This window comes from Candidatus Pelagibacter sp. HIMB1715, assembly GCF_052047595.1.
Taxonomy (GTDB): domain Bacteria; phylum Pseudomonadota; class Alphaproteobacteria; order Pelagibacterales; family Pelagibacteraceae; genus Pelagibacter.
The window spans coordinates 80486-94128 of sequence record NZ_JBNAJY010000003.1 but is presented as its reverse complement, the minus strand read 5'-3'; the positions used below and the strand labels follow the sequence as shown (position 1 = coordinate 94128).

At 29.6% G+C, this 13643-nt stretch carries 13 protein-coding genes; 10 read left to right on the top strand and 3 right to left on the bottom strand.

The window, feature by feature from the left end:
* Positions 1 to 12 precede the first annotated feature (12 nt).
* A complete protein-coding gene (gene speB / locus ACTTAY_RS01090; RefSeq protein WP_440672046.1) occupies positions 13 to 972 on the top strand; it encodes an agmatinase in 960 nt (319 codons plus the stop codon).
* Between the two features lie 20 nt (positions 973 to 992).
* A complete protein-coding gene (locus tag ACTTAY_RS01085) occupies positions 993 to 2426 on the top strand; it encodes an aldehyde dehydrogenase family protein (RefSeq protein ID WP_440672045.1) in 1434 nt (477 codons plus the stop codon).
* On the opposite strand, the gene argE is transcribed toward ACTTAY_RS01085, so the two are convergent.
* Positions 2423 to 3601 (bottom strand): acetylornithine deacetylase, encoded by a 1179-nt coding sequence (gene argE, locus ACTTAY_RS01080; RefSeq protein ID WP_440672044.1) that lies wholly within the window; start codon positions 3599 to 3601, stop codon positions 2423 to 2425. The two genes, ACTTAY_RS01085 and argE, sit on opposite strands and share 4 nt — an antisense overlap.
* A gap of 27 nt (positions 3602 to 3628) precedes the next feature.
* Here argE and ACTTAY_RS01075 point away from each other — a divergent pair, with 27 nt between their 5' ends.
* From ACTTAY_RS01075 to ACTTAY_RS01040, 8 genes are read left to right on the top strand one after another with little or no spacing between them, the layout of a single operon-like run.
* Positions 3629 to 3970 carry a tRNA-binding protein gene (locus ACTTAY_RS01075; RefSeq protein WP_440672106.1) on the top strand — a complete coding sequence of 114 codons (342 nt, stop codon included), beginning with the start codon at positions 3629 to 3631 and terminating at the stop codon, positions 3968 to 3970.
* 2 nt (positions 3971 to 3972) lie between these two features.
* Positions 3973 to 4566, top strand: coding sequence for a LysE family translocator (locus ACTTAY_RS01070; RefSeq protein WP_440614078.1), 594 nt, complete (start codon positions 3973 to 3975; stop codon positions 4564 to 4566).
* 3 nt (positions 4567 to 4569) lie between these two features.
* Positions 4570 to 7239: an aconitate hydratase AcnA gene (gene acnA / locus ACTTAY_RS01065; RefSeq protein WP_440672043.1), complete on the top strand. Its 2670-nt coding sequence runs from the start codon at positions 4570 to 4572 to the stop codon at positions 7237 to 7239.
* Between the two features lies 1 nt (position 7240).
* A complete protein-coding gene (locus tag ACTTAY_RS01060; RefSeq protein ID WP_440672042.1) occupies positions 7241 to 7885 on the top strand; it encodes a tetratricopeptide repeat protein in 645 nt (214 codons plus the stop codon).
* The gene (locus ACTTAY_RS01055; protein WP_440672041.1) at positions 7878 to 9176 is read left to right on the top strand and encodes a PQQ-binding-like beta-propeller repeat protein; all 1299 of its coding nucleotides are present in this window, start codon (positions 7878 to 7880) and stop codon (positions 9174 to 9176) included. Before ACTTAY_RS01060 ends, ACTTAY_RS01055 begins: the two co-directional genes overlap by 8 nt.
* 2 nt (positions 9177 to 9178) lie before the next feature.
* Positions 9179 to 9610, top strand: a complete 432-nt coding sequence (locus ACTTAY_RS01050) for a hypothetical protein (protein ID WP_440672040.1) — start codon at positions 9179 to 9181, stop codon at positions 9608 to 9610.
* Positions 9610 to 10665, top strand: coding sequence for a cell division protein ZapE (gene zapE, locus ACTTAY_RS01045; protein ID WP_440672039.1), 1056 nt, complete (start codon positions 9610 to 9612; stop codon positions 10663 to 10665). The genes ACTTAY_RS01050 and zapE overlap by 1 nt, the downstream gene beginning before the upstream one ends.
* Positions 10662 to 11081 carry a secondary thiamine-phosphate synthase enzyme YjbQ gene (locus tag ACTTAY_RS01040; protein WP_440672038.1) on the top strand — a complete coding sequence of 140 codons (420 nt, stop codon included), beginning with the start codon at positions 10662 to 10664 and terminating at the stop codon, positions 11079 to 11081. The genes zapE and ACTTAY_RS01040 overlap by 4 nt, the downstream gene beginning before the upstream one ends.
* A gap of 1 nt (position 11082) precedes the next feature.
* On the opposite strand, the gene ACTTAY_RS01035 is transcribed toward ACTTAY_RS01040, so the two are convergent.
* A complete protein-coding gene (locus tag ACTTAY_RS01035) occupies positions 11083 to 12504 on the bottom strand; it encodes a cryptochrome/photolyase family protein (RefSeq protein WP_440672037.1) in 1422 nt (473 codons plus the stop codon).
* A 5-nt stretch (positions 12505 to 12509) separates the two neighbouring features.
* Positions 12510 to 13640, bottom strand: coding sequence for a diaminopropionate ammonia-lyase (locus ACTTAY_RS01030; protein ID WP_440672036.1), 1131 nt, complete (start codon positions 13638 to 13640; stop codon positions 12510 to 12512).
* Positions 13641 to 13643: the final 3 nt, after the last annotated feature.

Sequence of the window (13643 nt, the reverse complement as noted above, 5' to 3'; positions counted from 1 at the left end):
GATTATTAAAAAATGACAAAAGAAAGAAACAAAAATCCTATTCAACCAGTAAGTGGAACAAAAGTACCTCGATATGCTGGTCCAAGTACTTTTGCAAGATTACCAGAATTAAGAGATGTCGAGAGCTGTGATGTGGCGATTGTTGGTGTTCCGTTTGATGCTGGAACCAGTTATAGACCAGGAGCTAGATTTGGTCCTCAGAGCATAAGACAAGCATCTAGACATTTAAGAACAAATTATCATCCAAGTTATGATGTGGAACCCTTTAAAATTCAACAAGTTGCTGATGCTGGAGATATTTCATGCAATCCATTTAGTATTGATGAAGCTATTAAACAAATAGAAGATGGAGCAACTGATTTGTTAAGTAAAGTAGGTGGAATAATTAGTTTAGGGGGCGACCATACAATTGCAGTGCCATTGTTAAGAGCGATTAATAAAAAAAATAAAGGACCAGTTTCTTTAGTTCATTTTGATGCACATTTAGATACTTGGGATACTTATTTCGGCGCCCCATATACGCACGGAACTCCTTTTAGAAGAGCTAGAGAAGAAGGTTTGTTTTTAGATGATGCTTCAATGCATGTTGGAATAAGAGGACCTCTTTATAGTAGAGATGATATTAAAAATGATGAAAGTTTTGGTTTTAAAATAATTCACTGTGATGAATTTCAAACTGAAGGAACAGATAAAATTGCAGAAAGAATTAGAAAGAGAGTAGGAGATAATCCACTTTATCTATCTATAGATATTGATGTTTTGGATCCTGCATTTGCACCTGGTACAGGAACACCAGAAATTGCAGGAATGACAACTAGAGAAATGGTAAATGTTTTAAGAGGGTTATCTGGATTAAATTTAGTTTCAGCTGATGTAGTAGAAGTTTCACCAGCATATGATCATGCTGAAGTTACATCTCTTGCAGCTGCAACAATAGTGTATGAATTAACAAATTTATTTGCAAAAACATAAAGAAAGGATAACGTCAAAACATGTTAGATAAAAAAAATTTTTATATTAATGGTGCTTGGGTTAAACCAAATAGTGCTGAAGAAATTAATGTAATTGATCCAGCTACAGAAGAAAACTGTGCTGTAATTACTTTAGGAAATAAAGCAGACGTTGATTTAGCAGTTACTGCAGCAAAAGATGCTTATGAGTCTTGGGCTTTTTCTTCTAAGGAAGAGAGGATTGCACTTTTAGAAAAACTTTATGAAAACTATAAAAAAAGATGGGCAGATATTGCAGAAGCTATAACTCTTGAAATGGGTGCACCAAAAGATTTTGCAACAAAATTACAAGCAGGAACAGGAGCAAGTCATATTAAATCATTTATCAGATATTTGAAAAATTTTGAATTTGAAAAACCATTGGGAGAACACGCTCCTAACCAAAGATTAATTTATGAACCTAAAGGTGTTTGTGCATTAATAACACCATGGAATTGGCCAATGAACCAAGTTTGTTTAAAAGTAATGCCAGCAATTGCGGCAGGCTGCACAATGGTTTTAAAGCCATCAGAATTAGCACCACTTTCATCAATGATACTTGCTGAAATTATTGATGAAGTAAAATTCCCAAAAGGTGTGTTTAATTTAGTTAATGGTGATGGAGCAACAACAGGTGATGCTCTTACAAGCCATCCAGATATTAATATGATTTCTTTCACAGGTTCAACAAGAGCTGGAGCTTTGATTTCTCAAAATGCTGCTAAAGATTTTAAAAGAGTAAGCTTAGAATTAGGTGGTAAAGGCGCAAATATAATTTTTAAAGATGCTGATCCAGAAGCAATTGAAAGAGGTGCTTTAAGATGTTTTAGAAATTCTGGACAATCTTGTAATGCTCCAACAAGAATGTTGGTTGAAAAATCAATGTATGAAGAAGCTATAGAGAGATTAAAAAAATACACTGATAACTTTGAGGTGGGTGATCCTAAAAAAGAAGGAGAACATATAGGCCCTGTTATTTCAGAGACTCAATACAATAAAATTCAAACTTTAATCCAAAAAGGTATTGATGAAGGTGCAAAATTAGTTGCTGGAGGAACAGGTAAACCTGACGGATTAGATAAAGGTTACTTTGTTAAACCAACTGTTTTTGCAGATGTAAATAACGATATGGATGTTGCAAGAACTGAAATTTTTGGACCTGTTTTATCTGTTATTCCATTTGAAACAGAGGAAGAAGCAATTAAAATTGCAAATGATACTTCTTATGGATTAACAAACTATATTCAAACTCAAGATTCTGAAAAAGTTCAAAGAGTTGCTAGAAAATTAAGATCTGGAATGGTGGATGTTAACGGAGCTGGTATTGCTGTTGATGCACCATTTGGAGGTTTTAAACATTCTGGTATTGGTAGAGAAGCAGGTGAACACGGTTTAGAAGAATTTTTAGAGGTAAAAGCTGTTGGTGGTTGGAGTTAATTTACCGATTTATCTTTTACACCTTCTAAAAATTTAAGGCATTTTTTCATTTCATTTAATTCTATGAACTCATCAATTTTGTGAGCTTGTTCTATAGATCCAGGTCCACAAACAACTGTACTAATTCCTAGTTCTTGAAATAAACCAGCCTCTGTTCCAAAAGAAACTACTTCCCTTGAATTATCACCAGTTATATTTGATACAAATTCACATGCTTCAGACTCATCTAATCTATTAAACCCAACAACTTCACCTATCACTTCTTTTTTTATATAAGAGTCTGGAAACACTTTTTTCATTTCTGGTAAAAGTACTTCATTTGCATATTTATCAATTTCATTTGTTACAAATTCTCCATCCTCTTTAACAACTGGCCTTGTTTCCCATTCAACACTACATTTGTCTGCAATAACATTGTGAGCAATACCACCTTTAATACCTCCAATTGATAAAGTTGAATGTGGAGGATCAAAAATACTATTTTCTTTAACTCTTTTTTTTAGTTCTTCTCTTATTTCTAAAAGTTTTCCAACATATCTAGTTGCATATTCTGCAGCATTTACTCCTAAATGTGGTTTTGAACTATGTCCTGCTAGCCCTCCAAAGTGAACTGTGTATTCATTCATACCTTTGTGAGCATCTATAATTTTCATTGTAGTTGGTTCACCAATTATACAAATTCCATTTTTGATATCTCTTTTTTTCAATTCCTCTATTAATAAAGGAGCGCCAATACATGCAGTCTCTTCATCAAATGTGTAACAGAAATGTAAGTCTCTATCTAAATTACTTTCTTTAAAGATTGGTGCATAAGCAAGTGTACATGCAATAAAACCTTTCATGTCACATGATCCTCTTCCATAAAGTTTATCATTTTTAATTGTTGCAACAAATGGATCACTGCTCCAACCTTTAGAAACTGGTACCACATCTGTATGTCCAGATAATATGATTGGTTTTTTTGAGCTTTGATTTTTTGCTTTTAAAGTCCCAAAGAGATTAACTCTTTTTTTATCATCATCGTAAACTTTAAAAGTATCTATTCCGATGTTATTTAAAATGTTTTCACAATAATCAATTAAACTACTATTATCTTGGCCTGAGACAGTTTTAAATGCAATTAAGTCAGTTAAAATCTTGATTGATTTTTCATATAAATTGTTATCTATACTCATAAACTTAAAACACTATATTATATTATGATTAAAGAGCAAATTACCTATGACATTTTTGACAAAGTAGATATTAGAGTTGGTACTGTAATTTCAGTTAAAAAAAATGAAAAGGCAAGAAAACCATCTTTAGTGGTTGAAGTAGATTTTGGAAGTGAAATTGGCGTCAAACAATCATCAGCTCAAATTACTCATTATTATAATGAGGAGAATTTAAAAGGAAAGCAAGTCATTGCAGTTTGTAATTTTCCTGAGAAAAATATTGCTGGTGTAGTTTCACAAGTATTAGTTTTAGGAGCAATAGATGCTGAAGGGAAAGTTACTTTAGTACACCCATCACAAAAAGCTGAGAATGGTTTACCAATTGCTTAGTAATGCATCCTGAAATTCTTTCGATAACTTTATTTGGAATTGTTGCTGCATTTACACCTGGTCCTAACAACTTTGTTGCTTTTTACTCTGGTTTTAACTTTGGTATAGTTAGAACACTTCCACATATAATTGGGGTCACTCTTGGTTTTCCGTTTTTATTATTATGCCTAGCTTTAGGTTTGATAAATATATTTAAGCTTTATCCTTTAATTCAAGAAATATTAAAATATTTAGGAACTTTATTTTTGATTTATTTAGCTTATAAAATTTCTTTTTCAGGTCCATCAAATCAAGAAAATAAAAATAAAAATCCAATTAAATTTCATGAAACTTTTATCTTTCAGTTTCTAAATCCAAAAGGTGTAATTGCATCTATAATTCTTGTATCTACTTATATAAATCCAGGAGAAACATTTGTGAGTTATACGACTCAAATTCTTGTTATGGCTTTACTAGTTTCGGTAACGAGTATAACTCTTTGGACATTTTTGGGTAAATTCTTTAGGAAATTTGCGACAAATCAGAAATTTATTAATTATTTTAATTATGCTATGTCACTGCTTCTTTTAACAAGCATAATAACTTTTTATTTATAAAATATGACACCAGGAAACAAAAATTCTTACAACTCACTAAAAAAAATTAGCATTGATAACAAAGAGTACAATTATTATTCATTAAGCGAAGCAGAAAAAAATGGGCTAGATGGAATTAATAAACTTCCAAAATCTCTAAAAGTTTTATTAGAAAATTTATTAAGATACGAAGATGATTTGAGTGTTACAAAATCTCAAATAGAAGCAATTAAAAATTGGCTGGAAACAAAAAAATCAAAAACTGAAATTGCATATAGACCTGCAAGAGTTTTGCTTCAAGATTATACAGGAATTCCTGCTGTTGCAGATTTAGCTGCAATGAGAGAGGCTGTTAAAGAAAAAAATAAAGATCCAAATACAATCAATCCATTATCAGCAGTTGATCTTGTAATTGATCATTCTGTTCAAGTTGATCAATCTGCAAAAGCAGATTCATTTGAAAAAAACGTAGATATAGAGTTTAATAGAAATGGTGAGAGATATTCATTTTTAAAATGGGGACAACAAGCTTTTGATAATTTTAGAATTGTCCCTCCAGGAACAGGAATTTGTCATCAGGTAAATTTAGAATACTTATCTAAAGTAGTTTGGTCTGAAGAATTTAAAGGTGAGAAATATATATTTCCAGATACACTTGTCGGCACAGACAGCCATACAACGATGGTTAATGGACTTTCTGTTTTAGGCTGGGGAGTAGGTGGTATTGAAGCAGAAGCTGGAATGTTAGGCCAACCTATATCTATGTTGATACCTGAAGTGATTGGTTTTGAAGTTAAAAATAAAATGCCCGAAGGTACAACGGCAACAGATCTTGTTTTAACAGTGGTTAAAATGTTAAGAGACAAAGGTGTTGTTGGAAAATTTGTAGAATTTTATGGAGATGGATTAAAAAATCTAACTCTTGCAGATAGAGCAACTATTGCAAATATGGCTCCAGAATACGGTGCTACTTGTGGTTTTTTTCCAATAGATGATGAAACTTTAAAATATCTAAAATTTTCAGGAAGAGATCAGCACACTGTCGAAGTAGTTGAAAAATATGCGAAAGAACAAGGGTTATGGGCAAGTAATAATTTAGAATTTACTGATGTAATTTCATTAGACATGTCTACGGTTGTACCAACTATTTCTGGGCCAAAAAGACCTCAAGATAAAGTTTTGTTAACTGATGCACCGACTTCATTTAAAAGAGTTTTGTCTGAAGCAACTAATAAAGATAAAAAATCAATATCAAAAGTTTCAAATACTGATTATGAAATTCAAGATGGTTCAATTTTAATTGCTGCTATAACTTCATGTACCAATACTTCAAATCCAAATGTTTTAATTGGAGCAGGTTTGCTTGCAAAAAAAGCTGTTGAGTATGGATTAGAAGTTAAACCATGGGTTAAAACATCATTAGCACCTGGATCTCAAGTAGTGACTGACTATTTAGAAAAAGCTGGTTTAAATACTTATTTAGATCAATTAGGTTTTAATTTAGTTGGATACGGATGCACTACTTGTATTGGAAACTCAGGACCATTACCTGAAAATATAGTAGAAGCGATTCAAAAAGAAAATATTCACGCCGTTTCTGTACTATCAGGAAATAGAAATTTTGAAGGAAGAATTTCCCCACATATTAAAGCAAACTATTTAGCTTCTCCACCATTGGTGGTTGCTTACGCAATAGCAGGACATATGGAGTTTGATTTATACAAAGATCCACTTGGAAAAAGTATAGATGGGAAAGATATATATTTAAAAGATATTTGGCCATCAAATCAAGAAATAGAAGATACTTTAAAACAATCTTTGAATGCTGATATGTTTATTCAAAGATACTCAAATGTTTCTGATGGTCCTACTCAATGGCAACAAATTAAAACTGAAAAAAGCAGTATTTACCAATGGGATGAAGGTTCAACTTATGTAAAAAAACCTCCATTTTTTGAAGGTTTGTCTGATGAACCAGAAGGATTTAAGGAAATTAAAGATGCAAGACCGTTATTAATATTAGGTGATATGATAACAACAGATCACATTTCACCAGCTGGAAGCATACAAAAAGATAGTCCGACTGGAGAATATTTTATGGAACATCAAATTTTACCTAAAGATTATAATTCTTATGGTTCAAGAAGAGGGAATCATGAAGTTATGATGAGAGGAACTTTTGCAAATATTAGAATTAGAAATGAAATGGCACCAGGAACTGAAGGTGGATTTACAAAATTATATCCTGAAGAAAAAGTAATGCCTGTTTATGATGCAGTTGTTGAGTATAAAAAGAGAGGAACTGATTTAGTAGTAATAGGTGGTAAAGAATATGGAACTGGCTCTTCGAGAGATTGGGCTGCTAAAGGAACTAAACTTTTAGGAGTAAAAGCAGTTATTGCTGAAAGCTTTGAAAGAATTCATAGATCAAATTTAATTGGAATGGGAATTTTACCACTGCAATTTAAAGATGGAGAAAACAGAAAAAGCTTAAATTTAGTTGGTTCAGAACTGATAAGTGTAGTTGATATTGAAAAAGGCATAAATCCTTCTGATGAAGTTACTATAGAAATCAAATATATCTCTGGAGAAATTAAAAAAGTGAAGACTTTATCTAGAATAGATACTAAAAATGAGTTGGAATATTATAAAAATGGAGGAATTCTCCAATATGTGCTAAGGAACATGATTTGATATGGATGAAGATTTATCAATAATAAATACGAATACTAGAAACGAAAAAATTAAGAACTTTTTTGTTAATAACAAAAAACTTCTAATTTCTTCAGTTATTGTTTTAGTTTTGGTTGTAATAGGTGTTTACAGTTATGATAAATATACAACTGATAAAAAAAGACAGATATCTGATAATTTTAATGCAATTACTATTGATCATTCTGAAAGTTCTAAAGACATAACTTTAAATAAATTATTGGACATAATTAATCAAAAAGATCCAACTTATTCTCCACTTTCTCTTTATTTTATAATTGATAACAATCTCCTTTCTGATCAAAGTGAAGTTAATAAATTATTTGATGTCATAATCGATGAAACATCACTAGATAAAGAAATTAAAAATTTAGTTATCTATAAAAAGGCACTTTTTAATGCAGATCAGGCAAATGAAGCTGATTTACTAAAGATGCTAAATCCATTAATTAATTCAGAAAGTGTATGGAAATCACATGCATTATACTTAATGGCAGAATATTTTTATGCACAAGATCAAAAACAAAAAGCAAAAGAATTTTTTCAACAAATATCGACTTTAGAAAATCCAAATCCAGATATAAGAATAGAATCAGAGAAAAGATTAAACAGAGATTTGAGTGATTAGACTATTAGCATTATTTATTACATTTTTTTTTATAAATAATTGTTCTTTCAATGAAAATTCAAGAATTTGGAAAGACAAGGAAAAAGATTTATCAGAAAAAGAAAATGTAAAAAAAATATTTGCAGAGGAAGAAGTAAAAGCCTCTGAATTTAATCAAGAAGTTAAACTTGATTTATCTGGATTAAGAACATCTAATAAAATAATTGATAATACTAATAACTATGGCGCTCAAAGCTATGATGGCCAATTAGAAAAAATAGGTAATTTTAAATTTTCAAAGTTAGATGAAATAAATAATCTTAATTACAAACCAATTTTCCTATCAGATGGATTAATTTTCTTCGATAAAAAGGGTACAATTATTAGATACGATAATAATAAAAAAGTGTTATGGAAAAAAAATCATTACACCAAGTCAGAAAAAAAATTAAGACCAAAGTTAAATTTTGCAATTAAAGAAAATAGTATATTTATCACGGACAGTATTGCTAAATATTATTCGATTAATCTTGAAACAGGTGAATTGAATTGGACAAAAAATAATACCTATCCATTTAATTCAGATATCAAAAGTTTTAGAAACAAAATTTTTGTTGTTGATTATAAAAATACTTTGAGATGCTATAAAATTGAAGATGGATCTGAATGTTGGAATTTGCAAACAGAAGATTCTTTTACAATATCAAATGCAAAATATTCATTAATTTTAATTGATGAAATGGTGGTGTTTAGTAACTCAATCGGAGATATCACAGCTGTTGATATTGAAACTGGATTAATCACTTGGCAGTTACCAACTCAAAGCAGTAGCATTATTAATGAAACTTATAACTTTAAAATATCAAAACTAGTCTCAGATGGAAATTCCATCTTTTTTTCTAATAATAAAAATGAATTTTATTCAGTAGATGTTAAAACAGGAGTAGTTAACTGGATAAATGATTTAAATTCAAATATTACACCAATATTTACTGGCAATTTGATTTTTACAGTTTCTAATGATGGATATTTGTATGTAGTTGAAAAAAACAAAGGCAATATACTTAGAATTACAGATCTTTTTATTAATTATAAAATTAAAAAAAGAAAAGAAATTGAACCAGTTGGTTTTGTGATAGGTAATACTAATTTGTATTTAACAAATACTGATGGAAAAATAATAATTGCTGATTTAAGTGAAGGAAAAGTTTTAAATGTAGAAAAAGTTTCTGGAGATATTGTTTCAGAACCATTTATATTTAATAATAATTTGTATGTAGTTAGAAACGGTTCTATCGTACAATACAATTAAATATGATCTTGAAATTTTTAGAAAAGATCGGAAGAAAAAAAGTAGTTCTAGATAGAGGACCATCACACCCCAAATTTGATCAAGCAAAACCGTGGATGAATAGATATTATGTGATATTCAGAAATAGACCAAAATGGTTTCCATTTAATATATTGATTCATGAAATGTTAGATGATGATCATGGTGATGGTGTGCATAATCATTTATGCCCATACATTACTATAATATTAAGAGGAGGGTACTGGGAAACAACAAAAAATGGAAGATTTTGGAGAAAGCCAGGATACATTGGTTTTAGATCAGCGAATGCTTTTCATAGAGTTGATTTACAACCAGGCACAAAACCAATGACAATATTTATTCCAGGACCATTTGGTTTACGAAAAGGACCACGATCAGAATATGGTATCGATTTTAAAACTAAAAGAAGTTGATGACCCTACCTTTTGAAAAAGAATTTATATCTCACTGTAAAAAAAAAAATTTAGAAATTAATCCTAGTCAGATAGATTTAGTAAAAAAATTACAAGAATACTACGAGGGTAATTTCCAATCATTAATATCAAAAATATTTCAAAGCCAATCTTTTAAAAAGGGGTTTTATTTATACGGAGATGTTGGTGTAGGCAAAACAATGATTTTAGATTTCTTTTTTGATCAATTAGATCACAAGAAATTAAGATTACATTTTAATGAGTTTATGTTGAGTTTTCATAATTTTGTTCATAAGCGAAAAGGTAGTAATCAAGAAAATATTATTAATGAATTTGTTAAAGATTTAAAATCAAAAGCGTTGATAATTTACTTTGATGAGTTTCAAGTAACTAACATTGTTGATGCTATGATTTTAGGAAAATTATTTGATCAAATTTTCAAAGAAGATATAAAAATAATCGTAACGTCAAATACTAAAATCTCTGAGCTTTACAAAGATGGTCTTCAAAGAGATCAATTCAAACCATTTATAAAAATAATGGAGGATCAATCTTTTCAATACGAACTTGTAATTGAAGATGACTACAGAAAATCAAATTATTCTCAAGATAGATACTTTTTTCCACTTCATGAAGAAACTAATTTTAAAATAAATAAATTTTTTAGAACTATTACTAAAGATAAAAATAAAACTGAGAAAATAATTAATGTAAAAGGAAGAAATTTTAAAATAGAAAATTTTTATGAAGGAGTGGCTAGATTTGATTTTAAAACATTATGTGACCAGAATTTAGGTGCAGAAGATTATTTAGAAATTATTAAAAATTGTGTTTTTATAGTAATCGATCAAATACCACAGTTTAATAATTTTAATTCTAACCAACAGCAAAGATTTATAACTTTATTAGACATAATTTATGATAACGATGTTCCTATTGCAGTAACAGCTGATCAAAGTTTAGATAAATTTTCATCATCAAAACTATTAGAAAAACCATTTGAAAGAACAATAAGTAGATTATACGAATTAACATCTAAAGCGATGAATTCATGAAACAAGAATTTTTTAATCTTCAAATAAAAACCAATGGTCAAAAGTTATATGAATTTACAGATCAAACTCTTAATTGGATAAATGAAAATAATTTTAAGAATGGAATTTTAAATTTAAGTATTCAGCATACAAGTGCGTCTTTAATTGTACAAGAGAATGCAGACCCAGATGTACAAACTGATTTGATTAAATATTTTGACAAGTTAGCACCAATGGATAATTCGCTTTATATTCATACAACTGAAGGTGAAGATGATATGCCAGCTCATATTAAATCTGCATTAACGAATAATCAAATTTCTCTTAGTATTAAAAATAAAGAATTATTACTGGGTACTTGGCAAGGTCTCTATCTATTTGAACATAGATTAGAGTCTCAAAAAAGATCTATAATTCATCATTTTTTAGGAGAATAAGTTATTTTTTCTTCAGAGATTGAAATGCATCCAATGCAGCAGCTCTTGCTTTTTCATGAATAACTATTGGTTGTGGATAGTTTTTACCTATAATTGTTTTAATAGCCTCTTGATATTTGACTTCCATTTCCCAAGGTTTGTGAATAAATTTTGCAGGAACTTTATTTAATTCAGGAACCCATTTTTTTACATAAATTCCCTCCTTATCAAATTTTTCTCCCTGAAGAATAGGATTAAAAATTCTAAAGTATGGCGCAGCATCAGCTCCACAACCAGCAACCCATTGCCATTGTGCAACGTTATTAGCTTTATTAAAGTCAAGTAAGCAGTTTCTAAAATGCTTCTCTCCCTCTATCCAATTAATTCTCAAATGTTTTACTAAAAAGGATCCTACAACCATTCTAATTCTATTATGCATCCATCCAGTTTCGTTTAATTCTCTCATACCGGCATCAACTATTGGATACCCTGTCATACCTTTTTTCCATGCTTTCAAAAATTTTTCATTTTTAACCCATGGGAATTTGTCAAATTCTTTTCGAAAGTTACCTTTTAAGAATTCAGGAAAATAATTAATTAGACTATGAGAAAATTCTCGCCAACCAAGTTCGTTTATATATTTTCTATATCCTATTCCTTTTGATTTTAGATCACTACACTTTTTCCAAATTGTATTCACATGAATTTGACCAAATTTTAAATATGGGGATAACCTAGAAGTACCGTTTATGGAAGGGATATCTCTATTAGTTCCATAATCTTTAATTTTATTTTCTAATAAATCTTTTAGAATCTTTTGAGAATCTTTTTCTGAAACTTTCCAATATTTATCAAATTTTTCATACCATTTTTTATTTGGTAAAATATTTTTGAGATCTAAAGAATTCTTAAAAAAATTGATGTCTTTAGTTTTCTTTTTTACAGTATAATTTTTACTTGGAGGTTGATTTAGATAAATTTGTTCAGCAGTTCTCCAGAAAGGTGTAAATACTTTAAATGGTGTACCATCATTTTTAGTTACTTCTTGAAATTCATTTAAAATATTTCCTTTAAAATATTTGTATTCTATTTCGTTTTTTATAAATAGATCTCTTATTTTTTTTCCTTTAGATATAACATCTGGTTCATAAATTTTATTCCAATAGATACATACATTATCTTTTTTTTTAAGCTTTGAAAAAATATCTAACTCATCACCTTTTAAAATTTCTAGATTGATTTTAAATTTTGAAAGTTCTGTTTTTATTGACTCTAATGATTTAAATAACCACCATTTCTGAGCTTCTCTTTTGTTGTCAAATTCATTATTGTTATAAATATATAACGCAATCACATTCTCATGATTATTAGTTGCAAAGGAAAGAGCTGGATTATTATCAATTCTAAAATCTTCTCTAATCCAAAATATTCCAGTGCTTTTCATTATAATTATTTTTGATTTACTAATTTTTGATACATTTCTTGATCGGTATCACCCTCGCAACCAAAAATTAATACATTAGAATTTTCATTAAGATCAATTTTTGTCTTAATTGTTTCATCTTCACAGCTTGCAATTAAACTAATTACACCTGGTGCAGCATTTTCACCTGCAATTATACGCTCTTCACTAAAGCTTGCATTTCCAAGTAATTTCATAGTTTTTGCAATATCATCGTCAGGTAAACTTATACAGTGTTTAACTGAGTTTTTTAAGATTTCCCATGGCACAAGTGACACTTCTCCACACGACATCCCACCCATTAAACTTTCTCGTTTAATATCAATTTTTTCAATTTTTCCAGTTTTAATACTTTCCATTACGCAAGCTGCACTATCTGGTTCTACGACAATTATCGTAGGAATATTATTTAGGTACCTCGCTATCCCAGCTACCATTGCACCAGCCATACCACCAACACCAGCTTGTAGAATAATATGAGAAATTTTTTCATTTTTAATTTGTTCAGCTATTTCCTTCATCATTACTGAATAACCAGCCATTGTATACTTAGGCACTAGCATATAATCTTTCCAAGCAACATCCTGAACAATTTGCCAATTATTTTCTGTAGATTGTTTTATGCATTCAATCAAAGAATTTTCGTAATTGCCTTTAACTTTTATAACTTCTGCACCAAGTGCTTCCATAGCTTTGCCTCTTGCATCACTTACAAATTCACTTATAAAAATTTTACATTTTAAACCTAATCTTTTTGCACCCCAAGCAACAGACCTACCATGGTTTCCAGCTGTAGCAGTCGCTACGACTATTTCTTTATTTCCTTTGGTAACTTTTTCAACAGCATAAGCTCCTCCTAGGGCTTTGAAGGATTTTAAATTAAATCTTTTATTTTCGTCTTTATAAAAAATATTTTTTAAATTTAATTCTTTAGATAATTTGTTTAATTTAACTAGGGGCGTAGGGGAGTATCCTTTCCATTTTGAGATAGAATTGTAAGCATCATCTATATCTGTTGAGTTTAATGAGCTTAAGATTTGATCTCTATCAAATGAATATTTTTTATTATCAGCAAATTCAGTCAATTTCCATTGATGACCGTTAGATAAAATACTCATAAA

Bases quoted from the DNA above. Each gene is read 5' to 3' on its own strand.
- speB (WP_440672046.1), top strand. From the start codon at position 13: ATGACAAAAGAAAGAAACAAAAATCCTATTCAACCAGTAAGTGGAACA.
- ACTTAY_RS01085 (WP_440672045.1), top strand. From the start codon at position 993: ATGTTAGATAAAAAAAATTTTTATATTAATGGTGCTTGGGTTAAACCA.
- argE (WP_440672044.1), bottom strand. From the start codon at position 3,601: ATGAGTATAGATAACAATTTATATGAAAAATCAATCAAGATTTTAACT.
- ACTTAY_RS01070 (WP_440614078.1), top strand. From the start codon at position 3,973: ATGCATCCTGAAATTCTTTCGATAACTTTATTTGGAATTGTTGCTGCA.
- acnA (WP_440672043.1), top strand. From the start codon at position 4,570: ATGACACCAGGAAACAAAAATTCTTACAACTCACTAAAAAAAATTAGC.
- ACTTAY_RS01060 (WP_440672042.1), top strand. From the start codon at position 7,241: ATGGATGAAGATTTATCAATAATAAATACGAATACTAGAAACGAAAAA.
- ACTTAY_RS01050 (WP_440672040.1), top strand. From the start codon at position 9,179: ATGATCTTGAAATTTTTAGAAAAGATCGGAAGAAAAAAAGTAGTTCTA.
- zapE (WP_440672039.1), top strand. From the start codon at position 9,610: ATGACCCTACCTTTTGAAAAAGAATTTATATCTCACTGTAAAAAAAAA.
- ACTTAY_RS01040 (WP_440672038.1), top strand. From the start codon at position 10,662: ATGAAACAAGAATTTTTTAATCTTCAAATAAAAACCAATGGTCAAAAG.
- ACTTAY_RS01035 (WP_440672037.1), bottom strand. From the start codon at position 12,504: ATGAAAAGCACTGGAATATTTTGGATTAGAGAAGATTTTAGAATTGAT.
- ACTTAY_RS01030 (WP_440672036.1), bottom strand. From the start codon at position 13,640: ATGAGTATTTTATCTAACGGTCATCAATGGAAATTGACTGAATTTGCT.